At 57.3% G+C, this 22,354-nt stretch carries 16 protein-coding genes, 1 pseudogene and 1 riboswitch; of the genes and pseudogenes, 10 read left to right on the top strand and 7 right to left on the bottom strand.

Going from position 1 to position 22,354, the window contains the following annotated elements; genetic code table 11:
• Window positions 1-40 precede the first annotated feature (40 nt).
• Window positions 41-814 carry a Fe-S cluster assembly ATPase SufC gene (gene sufC / locus HS103_05780; GenBank protein MBE7512311.1) on the bottom strand — a complete coding sequence of 258 codons (774 nt, stop codon included), beginning with the start codon at window positions 812-814 and terminating at the stop codon, window positions 41-43.
• Window positions 815-986: 172 nt separating this feature from the next.
• Here sufC and HS103_05775 point away from each other — a divergent pair, with 172 nt between their 5' ends.
• The 4 genes from HS103_05775 (at window position 987) to HS103_05760 (ending at window position 6,573) form a co-directional block, all read left to right on the top strand.
• Entirely contained in the window at window positions 987-2,705 is a 1,719-nt protein-coding gene (locus HS103_05775; protein ID MBE7512310.1) for a nucleoside kinase, read from the top strand.
• A 94-nt stretch (window positions 2,706-2,799) separates the two neighbouring features.
• Window positions 2,800-5,412, top strand: coding sequence for a GAF domain-containing protein (locus tag HS103_05770; GenBank protein MBE7512309.1), 2,613 nt, complete (start codon window positions 2,800-2,802; stop codon window positions 5,410-5,412).
• Window positions 5,409-6,248 (top strand): N-acetylmuramoyl-L-alanine amidase, encoded by an 840-nt coding sequence (locus tag HS103_05765; protein MBE7512308.1) that lies wholly within the window; start codon window positions 5,409-5,411, stop codon window positions 6,246-6,248. Before HS103_05770 ends, HS103_05765 begins: the two co-directional genes overlap by 4 nt.
• Window positions 6,249-6,339: 91 nt before the next feature.
• Window positions 6,340-6,573, top strand: a complete 234-nt coding sequence (locus HS103_05760) for a YtxH domain-containing protein (protein ID MBE7512307.1) — start codon at window positions 6,340-6,342, stop codon at window positions 6,571-6,573.
• Window positions 6,574-6,736: 163 nt separating this feature from the next.
• Here HS103_05760 and polA read toward each other — a convergent pair whose 3' ends face one another.
• Genes polA through HS103_05745 form a run of 3 tightly spaced genes read right to left on the bottom strand, consistent with a single transcriptional unit; the run spans window position 6,737 to window position 11,205 of the window.
• On the bottom strand, window positions 6,737-9,529 hold the full coding sequence (polA, locus tag HS103_05755; GenBank protein MBE7512306.1) for a DNA polymerase I: 2,793 nt from the start codon (window positions 9,527-9,529) through the stop codon (window positions 6,737-6,739).
• A 45-nt stretch (window positions 9,530-9,574) separates the two neighbouring features.
• Complete coding sequence (locus HS103_05750) at window positions 9,575-10,000, bottom strand: arsenate reductase ArsC (GenBank protein MBE7512305.1); 426 nt, start codon at window positions 9,998-10,000, stop codon at window positions 9,575-9,577.
• Window positions 10,001-10,002: 2 nt separating this feature from the next.
• Window positions 10,003-11,205, bottom strand: coding sequence for a YgeY family selenium metabolism-linked hydrolase (locus HS103_05745; protein MBE7512304.1), 1,203 nt, complete (start codon window positions 11,203-11,205; stop codon window positions 10,003-10,005).
• Between the two features lie 169 nt (window positions 11,206-11,374).
• Between HS103_05745 and HS103_05740 the strand changes: the two genes are divergently transcribed.
• Together HS103_05740 and HS103_05735 are read left to right on the top strand one after the other, a co-directional pair.
• Window positions 11,375-12,064, top strand: coding sequence for a hypothetical protein (locus tag HS103_05740; protein ID MBE7512303.1), 690 nt, complete (start codon window positions 11,375-11,377; stop codon window positions 12,062-12,064).
• Between the two features lie 127 nt (window positions 12,065-12,191).
• The gene (locus HS103_05735) at window positions 12,192-14,750 is read left to right on the top strand and encodes an ATP-dependent Clp protease ATP-binding subunit (protein MBE7512302.1); all 2,559 of its coding nucleotides are present in this window, start codon (window positions 12,192-12,194) and stop codon (window positions 14,748-14,750) included.
• A gap of 88 nt (window positions 14,751-14,838) precedes the next feature.
• Here the strand turns inward: HS103_05735 and HS103_05730 are convergent, their stop codons facing one another.
• Window positions 14,839-15,354: a peptidylprolyl isomerase gene (locus HS103_05730; GenBank protein MBE7512301.1), complete on the bottom strand. Its 516-nt coding sequence runs from the start codon at window positions 15,352-15,354 to the stop codon at window positions 14,839-14,841.
• Between the two features lie 110 nt (window positions 15,355-15,464).
• A riboswitch (FMN riboswitch) is annotated at window positions 15,465-15,640 on the top strand.
• Window positions 15,641-15,882: 242 nt separating this feature from the next.
• Here HS103_05730 and HS103_05725 point away from each other — a divergent pair.
• From HS103_05725 to HS103_05710, 4 genes and pseudogenes are all read left to right on the top strand, one after another.
• Window positions 15,883-16,623: an ABC transporter permease gene (locus HS103_05725; protein MBE7512300.1), complete on the top strand. Its 741-nt coding sequence runs from the start codon at window positions 15,883-15,885 to the stop codon at window positions 16,621-16,623.
• 27 nt (window positions 16,624-16,650) lie between these two features.
• A complete protein-coding gene (locus tag HS103_05720; protein MBE7512299.1) occupies window positions 16,651-17,916 on the top strand; it encodes an ABC transporter substrate-binding protein in 1,266 nt (421 codons plus the stop codon).
• Between the two features lie 277 nt (window positions 17,917-18,193).
• Window positions 18,194-20,032: pseudogene (locus HS103_05715) on the top strand (glycoside hydrolase family 3 C-terminal domain-containing protein).
• 9 nt (window positions 20,033-20,041) lie between these two features.
• A complete protein-coding gene (locus HS103_05710) occupies window positions 20,042-20,863 on the top strand; it encodes a glycoside hydrolase family 16 protein (protein MBE7512298.1) in 822 nt (273 codons plus the stop codon).
• Window positions 20,864-20,939: 76 nt separating this feature from the next.
• Here HS103_05710 and HS103_05705 read toward each other — a convergent pair whose 3' ends face one another.
• Window positions 20,940-21,869 (bottom strand): glycine cleavage system protein T, encoded by a 930-nt coding sequence (locus HS103_05705; GenBank protein MBE7512297.1) that lies wholly within the window; start codon window positions 21,867-21,869, stop codon window positions 20,940-20,942.
• Window positions 21,866-22,345 carry a ClbS/DfsB family four-helix bundle protein gene (locus HS103_05700; GenBank protein ID MBE7512296.1) on the bottom strand — a complete coding sequence of 160 codons (480 nt, stop codon included), beginning with the start codon at window positions 22,343-22,345 and terminating at the stop codon, window positions 21,866-21,868. The genes HS103_05705 and HS103_05700 overlap by 4 nt, the downstream gene beginning before the upstream one ends.
• Window positions 22,346-22,354: the final 9 nt, after the last annotated feature.

The following is a 22,354-nucleotide window of genomic DNA, read 5'->3' as shown; positions in this document are numbered from 1 at the left end:
TGATCGTTCGTTTGGTCGGTCATGATGCCCTTCCCCTCTGCTACTTAACGGCGGCGTATTTCTCGGCGATCCAATCGTAGCCCTGATCTTGGATTTTCTCGGCGAGGTCGAAGCCGCCTTCTTCCACAATTCGCCCCTCAAACATGATATGGACGAATTCAGGTCGGATGTAGTTCAAGAACTGCTCATAGTGGGTGATCACCAAGACGCCGAGGTTGGGCCCGATAAGCGATTTCACACCATCGGCAACGACGCGCAAGGCGTCAATATCCAAGCCGGAGTCCGTCTCATCAAGGATGGCAATTTTGGGATCAAGGGTTGCCATTTGCAGGATTTCGGCGCGTTTCTTTTCCCCGCCCGAAAAGCCGTCATTCAGGTAACGTCCGGCAAAGCTAGGGTCTACCTTGAGGAAAGACATTTTCCCCGTCAAGAGTTTGCGGAACTCTGGAATGCTGATGCCCTTATCTTCCGGGTTGAGTGCCTTCCGGCGGGCATTGATTGCCGAGCGAAGGAAATTCGCCACCGTGACGCCGGGGATGGCTGTTGGGTATTGAAAGGCAAGGAACAATCCGGCGCGGCTGCGCTCATCCGGCTCCATCTCTAGGACATTTTGCCCCTCAAAGTAGATTTCGCCTTCGGTAACTTCGTAGGCGGGGTGTCCTAAGATGGCATAAGCCAGCGTGCTTTTGCCCGATCCGTTGCGTCCCATAAGGGCGTGTACTTCGCCCTGTTTCACCGTCAATGTGACGCCCTTCAGAATGGGTTTGTCGTTGACGCTGACGTGCAAATTCCGAATGTCTAACACCGCAGACATGGTGATCAAATTGCTCCTCTAATGGTTAGGGGGATATGCTTGAAACCTTCTACAGATTGTACTCTCCCGCGCCAAAATCGTCAATTTAGAAGATACTCATTAGAGAAATTATGCCAGCCCTGCTTTAACGAGGGCGCTATAATGGAGATGAGCAAAGGAAGGAACGTCTAAAATGACCGCCGTAAGCCACAGTGAGGCACGTAGTGAGGCGCGGGTCACTTTTCCTGATGGGGCAGTGTACAGCGCCCCTATTGGGACGCCGCTGCTCCATTATGTGAATGCCGCCTATCCGAACGGACACCCCAACCGCCCTATCCTCGGCGGGATCATTGATAACAACCTTGCCGAACTGACTTATTCGGTGAACCGTGACCTGACCCTTCAGCCGATTACGCTGCGCGATAGCGATGGGGGGCGAATCTACCGCCGTTCCCTCGTCTTTTTGCTGATCACCGCCGCCGCTGAATGTTTTCCGGGTGTGAAAATCGCCGTTGAACATTCGATTCCCACTGGGGGGTTTTACTGCGAACCGTTGAATCGTCCGAACTTCACCGCCGCTGAACTGGATCGGATTCGGGCGCAGATGAGCGCTATCGTCGCTGCTGATGAGCCGTTTGAGCGCAAGACGATCCCCCTTGCCGAGGCGGTGGCATGGTTCACCGAACATGGCGATGACGACATGGTGCGACTGCTGCGCACGCGGGATAAGGATTACCTCACTGTATATACGATGCGCGGGCAGGTGGATTACCTCTTTGGCTATATGGTGCCTTCGACAGGCTATCTGACGCTCTTTGATCTATACCCGATGGAGGCAGGCTTCATTTTGGTCTACCCCCGCGCCGAATTTGTCGATGGGCTGCATCCCTATGAGCCTTCTCATAAATTGGAGGTGGCCTTCCAGCAAGACAAAGCCTGGCGTAACGTCATTGGCTTAGCCGATATTGGGACGCTGAACCGTGCCATTGAGGAAGGGAAACTGCGCGAAGAAGTCCTCATTGCCGAGGCGCTTCACTCCCGCTATTTGGGGGCAATTGCCAGCCAAATTGCCGCACGGCACGCACAGGGGCTGCGCCTCGTGCTGATTGCCGGACCCTCCTCGGCGGGCAAGACGACATTTTCTAAGCGTTTGGCGATCCAACTCATGGCGTATGGGATTCACCCCTTTACGCTGGCGATGGACAATTACTTTGTGGATCGGGAGCATACCCCGCGTGATGAGTTCGGCGCTTATGATTTTGAATCACTGGGGGCGCTGGATCGGGCGCAGATGAACATAGATTTGAAGGCACTTTTCGCCGGAAATGAAGTGCAGCTGCCCCATTTTGATTTCAAGCTAGGGCGAGCCGTCCCTGGTGAGGTGGTGCGTTTGCACGATGATCAGATTATTATAGCTGAGGGTATTCACGGCTTGAACCCAGAACTTTTGCCCGATATTCCGGCGGATAAAGTGTTCCGGCTCTACGTTTCGGCGGTGACGGCGTTGAATTTGGATCGCCATAACCGCGTGCCAACCACCGATGTACGCTTGCTGCGCCGCATCGTCCGCGACGCCGCCCATCGGGGATACAGCGCACTGGATACCATCAACCGGTGGGAGAGCGTCCGGCGGGGGGAAAAACGAAATATTTTTCCTTATCAAGAACACGCCGATGTGATGTTCAATTCCAGCCTGCCCTATGAGCTTGCCATGCTGCGCCCCTTAGCCGAGCCGCTGTTGCGGCAGGTTGAGCCAACCACGTGGCACTATGTTGAGGCGAAGCGGTTGTTATCCTTCTTGCGCTGGGTGCGTCCGGCAGATGCCTCGTTTGTGCCGGATGATTCGCTGTTACGAGAGTTCATAGGAGGGTCGATCCTTGAATCCTATACCCCCGGCAAACGCCGAGGGTAAATCGTTTTGCTAGGGCGCACCATACACTCATCATCCACGCCCACGCTGAGAGAATCAGGTTTAGACAATCAAAAAAAACAAGAAGGTGCGTGCCATGAGTTTTGATTTCGGGTTGAATGCGGCGCGTTTGTTGATTGTGGATGATGATTTGCACGCGGCAGGAGTGCTGGCGGGGATGCTGCGGGAGGCGGGTTTTGTGGTAGAAACAGCCTATACCAGCCGTGATGCTCTAGCCGCCTCGCCCGCCCGTTATGGGGCAGTCTTGGTGAACGGCACGATGCGGGATCGCGATGGGCGGGATATTCTGGAATCCTTGCGAGAACGCCCTGAATTTTCGGGCTTGCCGTTTGTGCGTGTGGATACCCTTCCCAAACAAAGCAGCGGCGATAGTTTTGACCGAGCGGGGGTTGTTCGTGCCGTGCGGGGCGTTTTGGCGGATGGACGCAGCCCCAAAGCCCCACTGCGCAGCACAGGGGGCGAACGGAAAGGAGGCATTGAAAGTGAGGACACCCAAACGCGGATGGAAGTGCGCCTTGCCCTTGCCCAAAAGATTGAGGGACAACGCGCGCTCTCCGCGCTAGGACGTTCGATAGCCTCGGTATTAGACCTGAACGCGGTGCTAAGCCAGTGTGTTGAGGCGGCGGTGAAATTGACGCGGGCTGAGGAAGGGCTGCTGCTGCTGCCCGATGATGAAGATCGCGTGTTGTATTTGAGGGCAATGAAAGGGATTGACGATGCCAGCGCTCACAATTTCCGCGTCCGTAACACCGAAGCGCTGATTGGCGGCGTTTACCGCACGGGTGATCCCGTCCTCGTAGCAGATCAAGCATCGCTGCGGGTGAACACCAGCCATTTTGTGAAATCGCTGCTGTATGTCCCCATGAAATTTCAGGGGCGAGTGATCGGCGTTTTGGGTGTCCACCGCCATACGGATAAACGTTTCACGGTGAACGATCAAGAATTGTTAGAAGACCTTGCCGCTTATGCTGCCATCGCTATTGAAAACGCCCATCTCTACGAAGACCGCATCCGCCAAAACCGCCAACTGACCCTTCTGGTGGAGGCAGGGTTGGCACTTAACGCCACGCTCTCCATCCCCGAAGTTCTGGCAACACTTGTTGAGCAGGTGGTGAAAGCCTTTGAAGGCGGCTCATGCGTCCTTGATCACATCCTCCCCGATGGATCGTGGCAGCCCTTAGCCCGACGGTGGCAGTTGGCGTGGCGTCCAGGGGTAGGACGGCAAACCAGCTTTGAGGAGCGCCCCCCCTTGCGTGAGGCGTTGGAGAAAAATAGCTTTTATGTTGCCAGCATCGATAACCGCAATGAACGGTGGGCAAGCGAGGCTCGCCTCCTCCAGCGCTTGGGGGCGTTACACCTCGTTGTTTTGCCCATCCGTGCTGGGGATGGCGCGGCGGTGGGGGTGATTGAACTCTACTATCGGGGCGATGTGCCAGAGATCAACCAAGAATGGCGTACCCGTGTGCGGAACATTGCATTGGAACTACTTGCCACCGCCGAAAGCGGACGTGGGGTGATCTTCAGTGGGGCGGCGCGAATTCTAGAGTTCGCCGGGGCGGATTGGTTGATCCTTTCAGCACGGACGGCAACTGGGATCAGCCGCATGTACCTTTACGGCAGTGCCGTCTTTTTGGAAGCCCCAATACCAGAGATGCGAACCCCTCCCATCGCCTTCCAACGGGCGCTTGGGCAGCGCAAAGCATACAACAAGGATCGGCTTGACGCCGGACTGACCGAAGGTGAGCAAACCTGGTTTCAGATGTTTGGGGCGGAACGCCTAATGACACTCCCGCTGATTTTGAAAGATCAGGTATTTGGGGCATTCAGCATCATTGGGGCAAACGAAGCACGCACCTACCGCAGCGACGAGGTAAATCTTGCCCTCGCCCTGATTGCCCAAGCCGCCGCCGCCATTGATAATGCCCGCCTCTATGACGATCTTGAGCGGAGTCTGAGCGATCTCAAATCGGCACAAGCATCGCTGGTGCAGGCGGCACGCCTTTCCACTATGGGGCAGCTTGCCGCCGTTGTTGCCCACCAGATCAATAACCCGCTGGCTACCGTGATTGGCGACTCCGATCTGCTTTTGGAAGATTTGGCAGAGGATAGCCCATATCGGGAAGGGGTACAGGCAATTAACCGAGCGGGAAAACGAGCGCACGGCGTGGTGAAGCGCCTGCTCAGCACCGCCCGTAAAGAAGCGCAAGATGATTCCATGCAGTGGATCAACGTTCCCCAAACGATCCAAAACACACTTGATCTGATCGGGCTGCACCTTGAGCGACGGAACATCCGCTTGGCACTTGATCTGGATACCTCCCCCGTTGTTGCCCGCGCCACGCCCGGACATTTGGAAGATGTATGGTTGAATTTGCTGCTGAATGGGCGCGATGCGCTGGCGGGGAAAGCGGGGGCGACGCTCACCATGCAGACGCGGCGCAGTGAGGATGATGATATGCTGTTTGTGATCACCATCAGCGATAACGGGATGGGTATTCCGGCGGAGATTCAAGCGCAAATCTTTGAGCCGTTCTACACGACGAAGCCGCCCGGCGAAGGGACCGGCTTAGGCTTGTATGTCTGCAAACAGATCATCGAAGCCTGTGGGGGGACGATTCGTTTGGAGAGCAGGCTTGGCGAAGGGACGACCTTTGAGATCACCCTGCCTGTCGTGGAATCCCCGGCATGAAACCGCCTTTCCCAAAGCCGCCGCCTCGCCCGTTCAACCGCCCCTTGACGCGGCGGGAGGCACTTGGGTGGATTGCCATGCTTGGGGCGTTGGGAACGTCATCCCTGTGTGGGGTGGGGGGGATGATCGCCTTTCTTGCCCAACGCCGCCAGCAAGAAGCGAACGAGCAAATTGCCCAAGCGACGCAAACAGCAATCAGCCTGCCTACCCCAGAGCCGACCATTCCCGCCCCAACGATCATTCCTCGTGCCGCGTGGGGGGCGCGGCAGCCAAACCACAGCGCCGCCGAGGAATTCGGTTTTGCTCCCACCAGCCCTCTTGGGTGGCTGGAATACACGGGCGACCTTGCCCAGATTTACACAACAATCGCCATTCATCACAGCTACCCCGTCCGCGCCGCAACGGGAACCATGGCGGAACTCCAAAACATGCACATGGATTACAACCAGTGGGCAGATATTGGCTACCATTTTGGGGTGGCGGGGGATGGGACAATCTACGAAGGGCGTTCGATTCGGGTGCGGGGGGCGAGCGTCAGCGGGCATAACACGGGGGTGATTGGTGTCGTTGCCATTGGGGATTTTGAAAACGAAGCGCCTGCCCTTCAGCAGTTGATTGCCCTCCAAGACTTTGTGGGCTACCTGAAAACGATCTATCGCCTGACGCACCTGACGGGACATTACGAATTCAACCCGGATACCGCCTGTCCGGGGCGGTATATGCGCCCGCACCTTGACACCATTGCCTATAACACGGGTTTACTACGCGGCACAGGCGGCTATATCCCCCCGACGCCAACGCCCTTTCCTACAAAAACATCGTGGCGCTGTTGCTAGGGTGGGCATTTTCACCAGTATTTCTAAAGAGCGCGGTGTTAAATGAGGTAAAATAGGAATCAGACAGCGCGTCGAGAATGGAAGGTGTCCTATGCGGCGACTGTTACTTTTTGGTGTGGGCTTGGCGGTGGGAGCGGCGGTTGGCGTAGCAGCAGCAACCCTTCTTACTCCGGCTTCCGGCGGCGACCTGAAACAACGGGTTGATGATCACATCGGAGATGCGTTGAAAACAGCGCGTCTTGCCGCAGAGGAACGACGGAAGGCATTGGAGGCGCAGTTAGCAGCCATGACAAACCCCGCGCTGCGTAAGCAGACAACCCGCTAAAGCCTACACCTTACTCCCCCTCTAGGGGAACAACACGGGGATCGGTGACCATCGATCCCCGTGTTCTGTCTCTAGCGCCTCACGCCCGCACCCTAGCACATGCCCCACAATGCCCGCTGCTAAAGCAGCGGGTTAAGTCTAACCGCCCGGTTAGGGCTTGTTGCTACTCAACGGGCTGCATCTCTGCCCAGTTCACCCCTACGTTCGCATCGGCACGCAGCGGCGCATCGAGCCGGCACGCGCCCTCCATCACCTCGCGAATCAGAGCGACGGCGGGCGTCACAGCGTGTTCTGGCACTTCAAAAACCAACTCATCGTGAACCTGTAAAATCATCCGCACCCCGGGGACTTCACCAAGCCGCCCCCAAAGGTGAATCATCGCCACCTTGATGATGTCCGCCGCCGTCCCCTGAATCGGCATGTTGATCGCCTCCCGCTCAAGGCGTCCGACCTCGTTGAAATTGCCGCGCTTGCCATGAAGTTCTTGGAGCATCGAAAAATCCCGCCGACGCCCGAAAAGCGTTTCAAGGTAGCCTTGTTCCCGCGCCAATCTCTTGCTGTGTTCAAGGTAATCTCGCACACCGGGCAAGCGCTCAAAATAGCGATTCACAAAGTCCTGCGCCTCGCCACGACTCATCGTCCCTTCCCGCGCCAGACGGAAGGCAGACATTCCGTAGATCAAGCCAAAATTGACCCGCTTAGCGAAATAGCGCTGATCTTTGGTGACCTGTTCAAGGGGGACGCCATAGACGAGTGCCGCTGTCGCTTTGTGAATGTCAAGATCATCGCGGAAGGCGGCTAAGAGGGTTTTATCTTGACTGAAGTGCGCCAAGATGCGCAGTTCGATCTGGCTGTAATCGACCCCGACGAGGGCGAATCCGGGTGGGGCAATGAATGCCCGCCGAACGCGCCGCCCTTCTTCGGTGCGGATGGGGATGTTCTGCAAATTGGGAGAGTCGCTGCTGATCCGTCCGGTGACGGCGCCGGTCTGATTGTAGGTGGTGTGGACGCGCCCCTCAGGATCAACCTGTTTAGGGAGGGCATCGACATAGGTGTTCTTCAGTTTTTCCAGCCCGCGCCATTCAAGGATGAGGCGGGGGGCGGCGTGTTGTTCGGCAAGGGTTTCCAACGCATCGGCATCCACAGAAACACCATGCGAGGACGTTTTCAACCCCGCTTTAGAAAGCCCCAACTGCTTGAAAAAGACATCGTTCAACTGCTTGGGGCTGGCGATGTTGAATTCGCTGCCGCCAACGCTTTCATAGATTTGGTGCTTGATAACATCCAATCGCCGCTCAAATTCCTTGCTCAGGTCTTTGAGGTACACCGTATCCAAGAGGGCGCCGGTCAGATTCAGCGCGGCGATGATGGGGACGAGGGGCATCTCGATCTGGCGGTAGAGGGGGGTGAGGTGCGCCGTCTCCAGATCGGTGAGGATCGATTCGCGCAGGCGGAGGGTCATCACGGCATCGGCAGCGGCATAAGGGGCAACGGTTTCCACCGCGACATGATCGAGTGTTTTCGCGTTTTTCCCCTTTCCGGCAACCTCCTCATAGTCTGTCATGCGGACGTTGAGGCGGGCAAGGACGAGGCGTTTTAGCCCTTTGCTCTCGCCTTCATCCTGGCGGATAAGCCACGCGGCGATCATCGTGTCATCGCTGAGGGGGACGATCTCTATACCAGCGCGTTTGAGAATCAGAACATCGTAGGCGGCGTTGTGTGCCACTTTGGGAATTGCCGGATTTGCCAACGCCGGTTGGAGGGCATCAATCACCCGCTGAAGGGGGAGTTGGCGGGGGATTGACCCTTCCAAAAGCGTTCCCGCATCGGGGGCAAGGTGCGCAATGGGAACATAGTAGCCCGTCGTTTCCTCAACAGCGAAGGACATGCCCACCAGCGCCACCCGCGCCGATTCCTTCCCCGTTGTCTCCGTATCAAAGGCGATCACCAAGGCGCTGTTGAGCGCCGCCGCCAACTGAACGAGCGACTCCTCGTCATCGACAATGATCGTCCGCATGACCTCTGCCGCCGGACGAGCGCCCTCCGGCGAGGGCGTAACGAGAGAGGCATCAAACCGTTTCAGGGCTGCCAAGCGCTTGCGCAGGGAATTGAACTCCAAGGATTCAAAGAGCGCGTCTACGGTGAGGGGATCAAAATCGTGGGCGGCACATTGGGCAAGATCGAACACAAGGGGGAGATCGCGCAGGATCGTCGCTAATTTGCGGCTTAGGAAGGCGCTCTCCCGTCCACCCTCTAATTTTGCACGGACGGCGGGCTTGATCACGGCGAGGTTGGCATACACCCCTTCCAGTGTTTCATACTGGTTGAGCAAAGGCACAGTCGTCCCCTCGCCAACGCCCTTCACACCGGGGATGTTATCGCTGCTATCGCCCACCAAACCTTTGTAGTCTGGGATTTGATCGGGGCGGACGCCAAGTTTCATGACCACATCGTCGGCAGTCCTAAACAGTTGGACATCCTCGCCTGTTTTTGAGGGGGGTAGTTCCACCGTCACATGGGGACGAACAAGTTGGAGCAAATCCCGATCTCCGGTGATGATGTAGATATCGACATCAAGGTCATCAGCTTGGCTTGCCAGCGTGCCGATCACATCATCCGCCTCGTACCCGGCGCTTTCGATAATGGGGATGTTAAACGCCTTCACCAACTCGCGGATGCGCTCCATTTGAAGGATCAGCGAGTCGTCCATTTTGGCGCGGGTGCTTTTGTAGTCGGGAAACTCGTTCTCGCGCCCGCTCATGCCCTGATCAAAGACGACGGCGAGGTACTCCGTTGGCGGTTCGGCGCTCAGAAGGTCTAGAAGGGTGCGGGCAAAGCCATAGGTTGCCCCAGTGGGTTCGCCGCTGCTGGTCATCATACGGGCGTTTTGGACGCCGAAGAACTGGCGATAGGCAAGGGCATGACCATCGATCAGGGTGAGGCGGGGTCGGGACATGATCGGCTTCCCTCCGATTCAGGCGCAGGGCTATGCGCTGGCGTTCTAGTGTGCAGAATCAACTGGTTCGCCAGCCATTCTTGCAGGCGATCTTGAATGGGCATCGCGGACGGTGCGAAAAGCGTGCAAACGCACCTCATCCGCCCCTTGTACGGCGGCGGGGTCAGGAAAACTCCAGTGGAGGCGCTGTGTCTTACCGGGGAAAAGTGGGCAACTTTCCGCCGCCGCATCGCAAACGGTTATCACATACTTAATCGGTTGGCTGCGGAATTCCTCCCAATGCTTGGATCGGTGTTGGCTTAGATCAATCCCCCGTTCCGCCATGACCTGAATCGCCAACGAGTTGACGATAGAGGGCTTTGATCCGGCGCTGTGGACGACGAAGCGATCTCCCGCCAGCGCCCATAGAAAGCCCTCCGCCATTTGGGAACGGGCGGCATTGCCCGTGCAGAGAATCAAGACCGTTTCCATGCTCATCCCTTCAACAAGGCGGGGAGCAGCGCGTAAAACGCCGTCGCATCGACAACATCATCCAGCTTGACCTGATCCATTGTGGTGTGGGCATGAACTTCATCACCGGGACCAAAGCCGATGCTTGGAATACCCGCTTTGCCCATCCAGTAAATGCCATTCGTGGAAAAATTCCATTTCCCCGATTCGGGTGCCGTCCCCGTCAGCAAGGTGAGGGTTTGCTGTCCGGCTTGGACAAAGGGATGATCCGCCGGAAGCGCCCAACTGGGGAAAATTTTATCCAGGGGGAAAACAAACCCCGTATAACTCGGCTCGTCGTAGAGCAGCAAATCAAGTTTGAGGTCGGGACGATCCCCAACGATCTGCCGAAGCTGCTCCAACGCGCCCTCCGGGGTCTCGCCAAAGGTCATGCGGCGGTCAATGAAGATCGTCGCCTCGTCGGGGACGGCATTGATGGACGGCGTTTTGACGGTCATATCGGTGACGGTGATCTTGGCGTGACCGAGGAAGGGATCGTCGCCCAATTCGGGCTCCATCTGGCTGATCCGCTCGATGATGGGGAGCAGCTTGTAAATGGCATTATCACCGAGGTGGTTGCTGGCAGCGTGGGCGCTGCGCCCCTTCGCCGTGATCTTCATCTCGATGCGCCCCTTTTGCCCACGATAAATCTGCATCCGCGTTGGCTCGCCAATGACGACGAAATCGGGGCGAATCCCTTCGACTTCCACAAAGGCATGGGGGGCGATTCCATCGCACCATTCTTCCATGTTGCCGAAATAGTAGGCGGTGAAGCCCTCCAACAAGCCGAGATCGCGGGCGAGAGCCAAACCATAGATCATCCCCGGTGTGCTGCCTTTTTCGTCGCACGCCCCCCGCGCATAAAACACACCATCTTCAATTTTTCCGGTGAAGGGGTCCCATGCCCACGCCGAGGGATCGCCAATGCCGACGGTATCAAGGTGGCTGTCATAGAGCAGCGTTTTTGCCCCGCTGCCAATGCGCCCCACGATATTTCCCATACGGTCAAAGCGCACCTCATCAAAACCGAGGGAGCGCATCTCTTGGGCGGCGCGTTCGCCCACCGCCCGAATCTGGCTATCTGGGCTAGGAATAGCGCACAGATCGCGGAGGAACTGGATTAAGGTCTCGCGCTGGGCAGCAACCTTTGCCTTAATTGTATTTACAAGCGTCTGGTGGTCAGACATGACGGCGACTCGCTTTCTTAAAAACGGTATCAATTCGGAACAAGTGTACCAAGAAATGGGGTAGAAGGGGGCGGGGGGCTACGGGCAATTTGAGACCGCCCATCCCGCCCCTCAATCCGTGATACAATGGCGATGTGAGGAAATAAACGATGAAGGGAAGGGCGGTTTTATGCGCATGATTCGGGGCTTTGGGGCATTTTTGGGGATGGCGCTGTTTCTTGCCGGTTGTGGGGGAGGCGCCCCCACGCCAACCTATACGCCTTCCCTAGTGCCTACCGAGACGGATAGTGTCCGTCCCACGCTGCCGCCTTCATGGACGCCCGGCGCCCCGCCCACCCTCGGACCGACCCTGACTCCGACGGAACGTCCGCCGAACACCCTTCGCCCGGGCGCGGCAACCCTGCCCCCCACATGGACGCCGTTCGTCCCGCCCACCGTCACCCGCGCCGCCCGCCCGATGACGAACGCCACCCGTCCGCCGCCCACACTGACACCCGTTGCCTCGGCAATCCCCCGCAAAGCGGGCGAAGCGCCACAGACACCGCGCCCAAACGCAACCTACGAAAGTATCTGCGCCTCGTTTTTGAAAGCAGACCCGATCAGTGTGATCGTCTATACCGGGCAAGAGGCAACGATCACCTGGACGGCGGTGGAGGGGGCAGAAGCGTATCATGTGTGGGTCTCTAACCCGGGTTTAAGGTTTATTTTCAATCAGGTCGTCAGCGGGACGACGATCACCCTTCCAACAGATTTGTTCAGGGGACCCGGCTTGCATGGGTGGGAGGTCTACCCGATTCGCAATGAGCAGCGCTTGTGTGGGAGTTTGAATGGCGTCTTTAATGTCCGTTTGTCGCTTTGACCGAAGCGATCTGTTCAGCGTGATTTTCTTGCGCTTTTCCAATGGCGCGGACTCGTCACCATAGGAGCGCTCGTATATAATCAGGCTTACAGGCGCATAGTTGGAGGAACGCAACGTGCCGGACAAAATGGATCGGTTTACTCAGCGCGCCCGTCGGGTTTTGAGCCTGGCGCAAGAGGAAGCCGAACAACTACAACACAGCTATATTGGGACGGAACACCTATTGCTCGGTCTGCTGCGCGAAGATGGCGGCGTGGCGGGGCGTGTCCTGCGCGATTTGGGCGTCGATCCGAACCGTGCCAAAGACTTGGTGGAACGCCTAAGCCGGGGCGGACAACGCCTCACCAATTCACGGTTGGAACTGCACGCCGGAACAAAGCGTGTTTTAGAATTAGCGGTTGATGAAGCCCGCCGGATGGGGCATCACTATATTGGGACAGAGCATTTGCTCTTGGGGTTGGTTCGCCAAGAAGATGGCATTGCCATTGAGGTCTTGAAGCGCCTGAGTGTGAAACCGGACGATGTGCGCCGCCAAACGCGCCGCGCTTTGCAAGAAAATCCGGCACAGCCAAGCCGCCCAAGCCTGCCCACGCCCCAAGCGACAACATCGGGGAATGTTCCCTCCTCAAAATCACGCAATGTTAAGACGCCGCTCGTCGATCAGTTGGCGAATGACCTCACCGCCCTTGCCGAAGAAGGCAAACTCGATCCGGTGATTGGGCGTGAGGTGGAAATTGAGCGCGTCATCCAGATTCTGAGCCGCCGCACGAAAAACAACCCAGCGCTCATTGGTGAACCGGGCGTGGGTAAGACGGCGATTGTCGAAGGGCTGGCGCAGCGCATTGTTGCCCGCGAAACGCCGGCGACACTGTTGGATAAGCGCGTGTTGCAATTGGATGTGGGCAGCCTCGTTGCGGGGACGATGTATCGGGGGCAGTTTGAAGAACGCCTGAAGCGCGTCATTGAAGAGCTGAAATCGTCCGACAGCATCCTGTTCATTGATGAAGTTCACATGTTGGTGGGTGCGGGGTCGGCGGGCAGCAGCGTCGATGCGGCGAACATCTTGAAACCCGCCCTGGCACGCGGTGAATTGCAATGCATCGGGGCGACGACCTTCGACGAATATCGCAAGCACATCGAGAGCGATGCCGCCTTAGCACGGCGGTTCCAGCCGATTTTTGTGGACGAACCAAGTATCGAAGAAACCATTCAAATCCTGCGCGGAATTCGTGAGCCTTACGAGGCGCACCATAACCTCGAAATCACCGAGGAAGCGATTGAGGCGGCGGCGCGGCTCTCCGCACGCTATGTCCCAGATCGGTTTCTGCCCGATAAGGCAATCGACCTGATCGATGAGGGCAGCAGCCGCGTGCGGATGTACAAGAGCGCCGAGGCAATTCGCGTTCGCCGCGCCGAGGCAGAACTCGTCCGTCTGACAGAGCAGATGGAGGACGGCTTTGACGATATGAACGAGGATCAGCGCGAGGAACTTCGCGCCCGTCAAGCCGAGATCGTCGCCCAACTGGAGATGATCAAGAAGAACTGGAATCCCGATACGGGCAAACCCCGCCTGACGGAAGAAGATGTAGCCGAAGTCGTCAGCATGTGGACGGGTATTCCTGTCACTAGTATCAGCGGCGATGAATCAGAGCGCTTGCTTCACATGGAAGATTACCTCCACAGCCGGATTGTGGGACAGCACGAGGCGATTGAGGCGATTGCGAAGGCAGTCCGCCGTGCGCGTGCCGGGTTGAAAGACCCCCGCCGTCCGATTGGGTCGTTCATCTTCCTTGGACCCACTGGCGTAGGAAAAAGCGAACTGACGAAGGCGCTGGCGGAATTCATGTTCGGCAGCGAAGAAGCCCTCGTTCAGCTTGATATGAGCGAGTTTATGGAGCGGCACACGGTTGCCCGCTTGGTTGGGGCGCCGCCCGGCTATGTGGGCTACGAGGACGCCGGACAGCTTACCGAGGCGCTCCGCCGCCGCCCCTATTCGATTGTCGTCTTTGACGAAATTGAAAAGGCGCATCCCGAAGCCTTCAACATGCTCCTCCAGATTATGGAGGAAGGGCGGCTCTCCGATGCACGCGGGCGGAAGGTTGATTTCCGCAACGCGATCATCGTCATGACGAGCAATGTTGGGGCAGACATCATCAAACGTGGGCAGACACTTGGCTTCGCCGTTCCCAAAGACGAAGGGGCTGAACAAGCGCGGGATTATGAGGATATGCGGAAGAAGGTGATGGAGCAGCTGCGCCGTGCCTTCCGTCCCGAATTCCTAAACCGCGTCAGCGCGACGATTGTCTTCCGTTCGCTGAGCAAAGAAGAAATCATGCAGATCGTTGACCTTGAACTGAAAAAGGTCTACGAACGGATTGCCGAACACGCGCTCAGTTTGGATGTGACCACAGAGGCGAAAGTCCACCTCGGTGAAAAGGGCTACGATCCCGAATATGGGGCGCGCCCGCTGCGCAGGGTGATCACGAACCTTGTCGAAGACCGCCTCTCCGATGGAATCTTGTCGGGGACGTTCAAGTTGGGCAGCACGGTGCGCATTGATGTTCATGAGGGGGAGCTTACCTTTGAGCAGCTTGCGCTGAACAACACTGAGACCAGCGAGGATATGCCTTTGAGTCCGACGATCTCGGCAGGGAGCATGGATTTGCCCGCACCGGGCGTCAACTAATTGCCAAGTCTCTAGCCAAATGAACAACGGGCGTATCCTTTTGGATACGCCCGTTGTTATTCGTTTTAGATATATCCTCGCCAGAGAGCTAATTCTCAACGATCTCCACGCTGTTTAGGGCATCGCCGGGCTGCGCCTCGTTGGGATCGCGCTCACGGATTTTCATCAGGATAGCGAGGCTGTCTTGGTCGGCAACGCGCCCAAAGACGGCATGTTTTCCATCAAGGTGAGGGGTTGCTGTGTGGGTGATGAAGAACTGGCTGCCGTTCGTATTCCGTCCGGCGTTTGCCATGCTCAGGACGCCTGCCCCGTCGTGGCGCAATTTCAGAGCGGATTCTTCATCGTTCCATTTGTAGCCCGGACCGCCGCGCCCTGTTCCTGTGGGATCGCCGCCTTGTACCATAAAGTTCTTGATCACGCGGTGAAAGGTTGTCCCATTGTAAAACCCTTCGCGGGCGAGAAAGACAAAATTGTTCACAGTGATTGGCGCTTCGGCGGCAAAAAGCGTGATGCGAATATCGCCCCGCGCTGTGTGGAAAATCGCCGTATAGTGTTTTTGGGGATCAATCGCCATAACGGGCGGGTTGGGGTAACTGGTTGCCATGAGGGAATTCTCCAAAATCGATAGGATTCACAGGGCAATTATACACAGTAACCCTCTTGTGAAATGGGTAGCGATCTGGCTACAATTAGAAATAGATGATTACGCGAAGCGTGAACCTTCAGGGCGGGGTGCAACTCCCCACCGGCGGTAAAAGGCGCGACGGGACTTCAACCACCTCCCCGCCTTGCCTCAAGCCCGCGACCCGTACCCCCACACACGCGGCGGGGCGGTGGATTCGGTGCGACACCGAAGCCGACAGTGATAGTCTGGATGGGAGAAGGGCGCTAAGCGACACGACAACCACATCAGGCAAAGCGAGCAACCCTGTGGGTTGCCCTTTGGAGTCCCCCTAACAAACGCTGTTTAGGGCGGCTGTTTCGTGTTGCTATGCCACCATCCCATAATCCTATTGGCGCACCTACAGCGCAAGGGTGAACACGAGGGCTAGGGATGGATGTTCCAGTGCTAGTCAGCCGAGAATCTCAATCAAATCGCAAACCCCCTACGAGGGAACGCTTAAGACGATCCTTGCCCTACCTTGCTGCGGGCGCAGCCCTTCTCGCTTGGCAGATCAGCGCCGCCGATCCGACCCTCGCTTTTACCCTTGCCTCACCACGCAGTGTTGCCGAGGAATTCCTTCGGCTGGTGGGCAATGGGACGCTGTTCACCCATCTGCTGGTGACGTTGTTGGAAATTGCCCTCGGTTTCACGGGGGGAGTCTTGCTGGCGCTCTTAGGGGGATACGGGATTGCCAACAGCCGCTTGTTAGAGAGTCTGTTGGGTCCTTACGCGGTGGGCTTTCAGGCAGTGCCGATGATCGCCATCGCCCCCATCCTGATCCGCTTTTTTGGACCCGGCATCCCGACGAACGCCACCATCTGCGGCTTGATCGTCTTTTTCCCCATGTTGATCAGTACAATTGTTGGCTTGCGGGGAATCGACTCTGACCAACGGGCGATTTTGCATAGTCTGACGGCAACGCGCTGGCAAATGTTCCGCCTGTTGGAACTTCCCGCCGCCTTTCCCACTATCTTAGGCGGGCTGAAGATTAGCACAACGTTGGCGGTGGTGGGGGCGGTGGTGGGGGAGGCATTCGCTGCCCAAGCCGGTCTTGGCTACCTGATTTATGCCTCCCGCTTTGTGTATAATTCGGCGGGTGTTTTTGTGGCGGTCTTCACCCTGACTGCCCTCGCCATCACCCTTTACCAAACGGTGGCGTGGGTGGAACGCCACACCGTCCAGTGGCGACGCGCCAACGAACTTGAGTAACTGCATCTAGAGGAGTCAATCAATTCTATGATTCGTCATTCGCACACAGCCCGTCTCATCGCGCTGATCCTGCTCATCCTTGCCTTAGGGCTTTCCTCTTGCGCCGTGGGAACGCCGCAGTTGATCACGGGTGAGGGGAAAAAATCGAACAACGCCCATGGGGGCAGCGAAGGCACGGCTGAACCACACGGCGAAGCCACCGCCGAGCCACATGGCAGCGCAACGGCTGAACCACACGGCGAAGCCACCGCCGCCCCAACAGAAGCCCATAGTGAGGCAACCCCTGCTGAGGCAACCGCTGAGCCGACCAGTGAACCAACAACAGCGCCCACCGTCAGCCCGACGCCAGCAGCAATGGCAACCCCCGAACCCACCGCTGAGGGGACAGCAGCGGCGCTTGAACTCTCCCCGGCAACCCTTTTTTTAGGCTATATCCCGAACATACAGTTCGCACCCGTCTACGTCGCCTATGACCTCGGCTATTTTCGGGAGGTTGGGATCGATCTGACGATTGAACATGGCTTTGACGAGACAGACGGGCTAACCCGCATTGCAGCCGGAAAACTGACCTTTGGCATGATCAGCGGGGAACAGGTGATCCTTGCACGGGCAGCCGGAGCGCCCGTGAAGTACGTCTACCGCTGGTACCAAAAATTCCCCGTTGGCTTGGTCATGCTAGAAAAAAACGCGATCAAAGAGCTTGCCGACCTAAAAGGAAAGACACTGGGCGTCCCGGGCTTGTTCGGGGCAAGTTATGTTGGGTTGCAAGCGCTTTTGAAAACGGCGGGAGTCAGCGAAAGCGAGGTAACAATCAAAGCGATTGGCTTTGAACCCGTCCCCGTCATTTGCTCTGGGGGAGTGGATGCCTCAGTGGTGTACATCAGCAACGAACCAGCGCAGGTGGAAAAGACATGCGGAGCAGTGACAGTCATCCCCGTCGCAGAATACGCCAACCTTGTCTCGAATGGGTTGGTCGTTGGGGAAACCCTTCTCAAGGATGATCCGGCATTTGTGCGGCGTGCCGTTGCTGCCTTCAATCGCGGCTTGGCAAAGGTGATCGAAGACCCAGCGCTTGCCTATGAGATCAGCCGTAAGTACGTGGAAACGCTCGGCGCAGATGACGCCGTTCAGCGCAATGTGTTGGCGAAGTCGATTGATTTGTGGAAGGCAGAGCGGCTCGGCGCAAACGATGCGGCAACCTGGACGCGCACCGCAGAGACGCTGCTAGGCATGGGCTTGATCCAAACGATGCCCGATGTAGCAGCTGCATACACGGATGACTTCTTGCCCTAAGAGAACACCTCAGCGAGAGGGGAAATACATCCGTATTCCCCTAGGGGCGCAATGTTTGCGCCCATCGCCGCCCGTGAGCGCCCGCCGCTAAAGCAGCGGGCTAAGAATAACCATCCCTTCGGGGCTTGGAAACGCTACCCCCTGATGGACTACTCCCTACCGCCACTCTCTTAAAATTTGTTTACCGCCTTCCCTCACGGCATAATCATCAGCAGATATTGAGAGCGCTCCCAGAAGTTGGCTTGTTGGCATTTGCCAGAAAATTGCCGGAGGATGTATGCCTAAGTCTATTGTGAGGATTCTTTTGATCGTCCTGATCATGGGACTTGTGATCGCGCCGCTTCCGGCGCGGGGGCAAGATGCCCCCTACCGCGATGCCAGCCTACCCGTTGAGGTGCGCGTTGAAGATTTGCTAGGGCGGATGACCCTTGAGGAAAAAATTGGGCAGATGACCCTCGTTGAAAAAGGGAGCGTCAGCCCAACGGAGGTCAACGCTCGGCTCATTGGCGGTGTCTTGAGCGGTGGCGGCGGATCGCCCCGCCCGAATACAGTAGAGGCATGGGCGGAGATGGTCGATAGCTACCAACTAAGCGCATTGGAAACGCGCCTCGGTATTCCCGTCCTATATGGCGTAGATGCGGTGCATGGGCATGGCAACCTCTATGGGGCGACGATTTTCCCCCATAACATTGGCTTAGGGGCAGCCCGCAACCCAGATTTGGTGAAAACAATTGCCCATCTCACCGCACAGGAGATGATCGCCACTGGCATTTATTGGAACTACGCACCCGTCGTCGCCGTGACACAAGATATTCGGTGGGGGCGTACTTACGAGAGCTACAGCGAAAATACGGCGCTTGTCACCGAATTGGGACGGGCAGCGCTGGAAGGGATGCAAGGAGAATCGCTTGCCGCCCCACTGAGCGTCTTGGCAACGCCGAAACATTATGTGGGCGATGGCGGCACGGCATGGGGAACATCCGAGTTCGGCGCGATGAACCTAGATCGCGGGGCGACAAACATTGACGAAAGTAGACTGCGGGCGATCCATTTGCCCCCTTATCTAGCAGCGATTGAAGGCGGCGCGATGAGTATCATGGCGTCGTTTTCCAGTTGGGGCGGGCTGAAAATGCACGCACAGCGCTACCTGCTGACAACGGTTTTGAAAGAGGAACTCGGCTTTCAGGGGTTCGTTGTCTCTGATTGGGAGGGGATTGATCGCGTTTCGCCTTCCTACGATGAATCCGTGATCGCGGCGATCAACGCGGGTGTCGATATGAACATGGTTCCCCAAAACTACCCGCGCTTCATCCGCAGCCTGACGAAAGCCGTTGAAACGGGCGCTGTACCCCTGACGCGCATCGATGACGCAGTACGGCGCATTTTGCGGGCAAAAATCAGCTTAGGACTCTTTGAGCGTCCTTTCAGCAACCCTGATTTACGCCTCGCTGTTGGGTCGGCGGAACATCGGGCGGTAGCGCGGCGGGCGGTCAGTGAATCACTCGTTTTGCTGAAGAATACGGCGGGGGCGCTCCCGCTGGCGAAAACGACCCCTACGATCTTTGTCGGTGGGGTGGGGGCGGATGATATTGGTCTGCAAAGTGGGGGATGGACAATCGAATGGCAGGGGAAGGCGGGGGCGATCACCCCGGGTACAACGATTCTAGAGGGGATTCGAGCGGCTGTTTCGCCTGAAACACAGGTGACTTACAATGCCGCTGGTTCGTTTGAGGGAATGGCAGAGGTGGGGATCGCCGTTCTGAGCGAGCCGCCCTATGCCGAATGGTTTGGGGACAGCGCCACCCTTGCCTTGCCCGCTGATCAACTGGCGATGGTCGAGCAGATGCGCACGCACAGCAAGACGTTGATCGTGATCCTTTTGTCGGGGCGCCCACTGGTGATTACCGATCAACTTCTGGCGGCGGATGTGTTTATCGCCGCATGGCTGCCGGGGACAGAGGGTGACGGCGTGACCGATGCCCTCTTTGGAAATGCCCCCTTCACTGGAAAATTGCCCTTCACCTGGCTGCGGAATATTGATCAGATACCCTTTGATTTCTCCGCGCTGACAACTGAGGGGTGCAATACTCCGTTGTTTCCCTTTGGGTATGGGTTAACCATCGAGATGACAACCTCTGCTGAGGTGGATCGGGCGGCGACGTGTGCTGGAGTGGACGGTACTGGGATGAACGACACAGGGACATGGGAACTCGTTTGGTCGGATGAATTTGAGGGCGAAGCCGGAACGCCCCCCAATAAAGAGTTCTGGGCGTTTGACATTGGTGGATCGGGGTGGGGCAACAACGAACTCCAATACTACACAGACGACATTGAAAACGCGGCGTTGGATGGGGAAGGGTCGCTGGCGATTGTAGCGCGGGAAGAAAACCCCAATAATTACCGCTGCCCCATCGTTCCCTGTAAGTACACCTCAGCACGGCTGATCACCCAAAAGAAGGTCACTGTCTTGTATGGACGGATCGAAGCCCGAATTAAGATTCCGCGTGGGCAGGGGATTTGGCCCGCCTTTTGGATGCTTGGCGCAGATATTACGAAAACGCCATGGCCCAAGTGTGGCGAGATTGACATTATGGAAAACATTGGCTCAGAGCCGAAGGTTATTCACCAGACGGTTCATGGTCCCGGCTATTCAGGGGCAAATGGGGTGACGAACAGCTATCGCCTTGAGACCGATTTTGCCGATGATTTTCATGTCTATGCCGTTGACTGGCAGCCCGACAGCCTCCGTTGGTACATTGATGGCGTCTTGGTGCGCACGGTGACCCCCGACGACCTACGCGGGAATGCCTGGGTGTTCGATCACGAATTTTTCTTGCTGCTGAATGTGGCGGTGGGGGGAAATTGGCCCGGCAAGCCGGACAAAACAACCATTTTTCCGCAGACGATGCTCATTGATTATGTCCGCGTCTATCGGCAGGCGGAGTGAGCGAAGCGCCCCTTCTCCCTATCGCACAGCGACAAGGGGGAGGGGGCGAGAGTGAGGGAAATCAAAGACAGTTCATCTAGACCGTTTCACGGGGGGCGATCAAGGGTGCGGGGACAACCTCTACTGGCACGTTCTCAAGGGTAAGCCGTGTTCCGCTGGCGCTCCATTCCGGTTTTACAAAGCCCAACCCACGATACGTCCCGTCTTCCATCTGGGCAAGGCTGGTGAGTGTTCCCACCGCCATGCCGTCATGGGCAATGGTGGCTTTCAAAGGGGCGTATTCTGTCAATTGGAGCGCCACCAACGTTTTCGCCAGCTTGTTCCGGCTCTCCATACGGGCGATGATCTCCTGCCCGATGTAACAGCCCTTCCGAAAGCTGACGGACTCCCATAACCCCGCCTCTAGGGGGATGTAGTCCTCGGTGAGTTCATGCCCGGCGGCGGGCATTCCCGCTGCGATGCGCAGCCGTTCATAGGTTTCGCTGTTGCCTAGCGTGATACGGGAATCATTCACAAGGCGAGTACGAAGATCGTCGGCAGTTTCTTGCGGGATGAGAAGCCTATAGCCCGCGCCAGCGAGGAGGTAGGTTGGGGCAGCCAGCAGACCGCCGCTCTCACGGTTGTGGTGGAGGGGGAGCGTTTCCGCGCCGGGGACAATCTCCCCAATAAGCGCCGCCGCCTGCGCGCCATAGAGTTCAACATGCGCCCATGAGGCACTCACATCCCGAACCTTCACCTTGTCTGCCCAGAAGATATGCTTTTGCAGCCATGCGCGTACCGCATCGGGCAGGGCGGTGAGAAGCAGCACCGTCTCCCCGCGATGGTAGACGGTCACCCGATCAATGATGCGGGCAAGTGCCGTTGTAAGGACAGTAGAACAGCCTTCGCCTGACTGGAGGACATTCACATCGTTTGTGGACATGCGGTGAAGCAAGTCGAGGCGGTGTTGATCGGTAAGTTCGAGTACGCCGCTGTGGGGGGTGCGGTCAAAGAAGTAGGTGGTCATAGCCCGGCTTCCTCGCGCCAAGCGCGAATGTCATCAAGGTGTTCTTTCTCGTGCCAAACCGCTGTATCAAGGATCAAATAGGTCAGCGGTTCGCCCTCCATCCAGCGAAAGCGGCGGGGGTCGGTCAGGGTTACTTCGTCCAGCCCCTCGATCATCTTGATCAGGTGCTTGTGGACACCCTCGAAATCCTCCCGCGCCAGCGCCAGCGGGATCGCGGCGTTTGCGGCGTATTGGTCTTGATTCCACTCGTCTATATCCTCAATGCGGACGATATTGGGGGCGTTCTTGGGGTCAAGTTTTGCCAACGCTGTGACCAATTCCGATTCCCATGAGGTGAGATGGGTAAGGACATCCTTCACCGACCATAAGCCGCAGGCGCCGGGGCGCAGCAGGGCATCATCAGAAAGTCCCTCAAGCCCGATGAGAAAAGCGGTGCGGGCAGCCCGTAGTTCGTTGAGTAGGTCTTTTTTTTGCATAGAACGATT

This window comes from Anaerolineales bacterium (genome assembly GCA_015075625.1).
Classification (GTDB): domain Bacteria; phylum Chloroflexota; class Anaerolineae; order Aggregatilineales; family UBA2796; genus UBA2796.
This window is presented reverse-complemented; position numbering and strand designations above follow the sequence as displayed.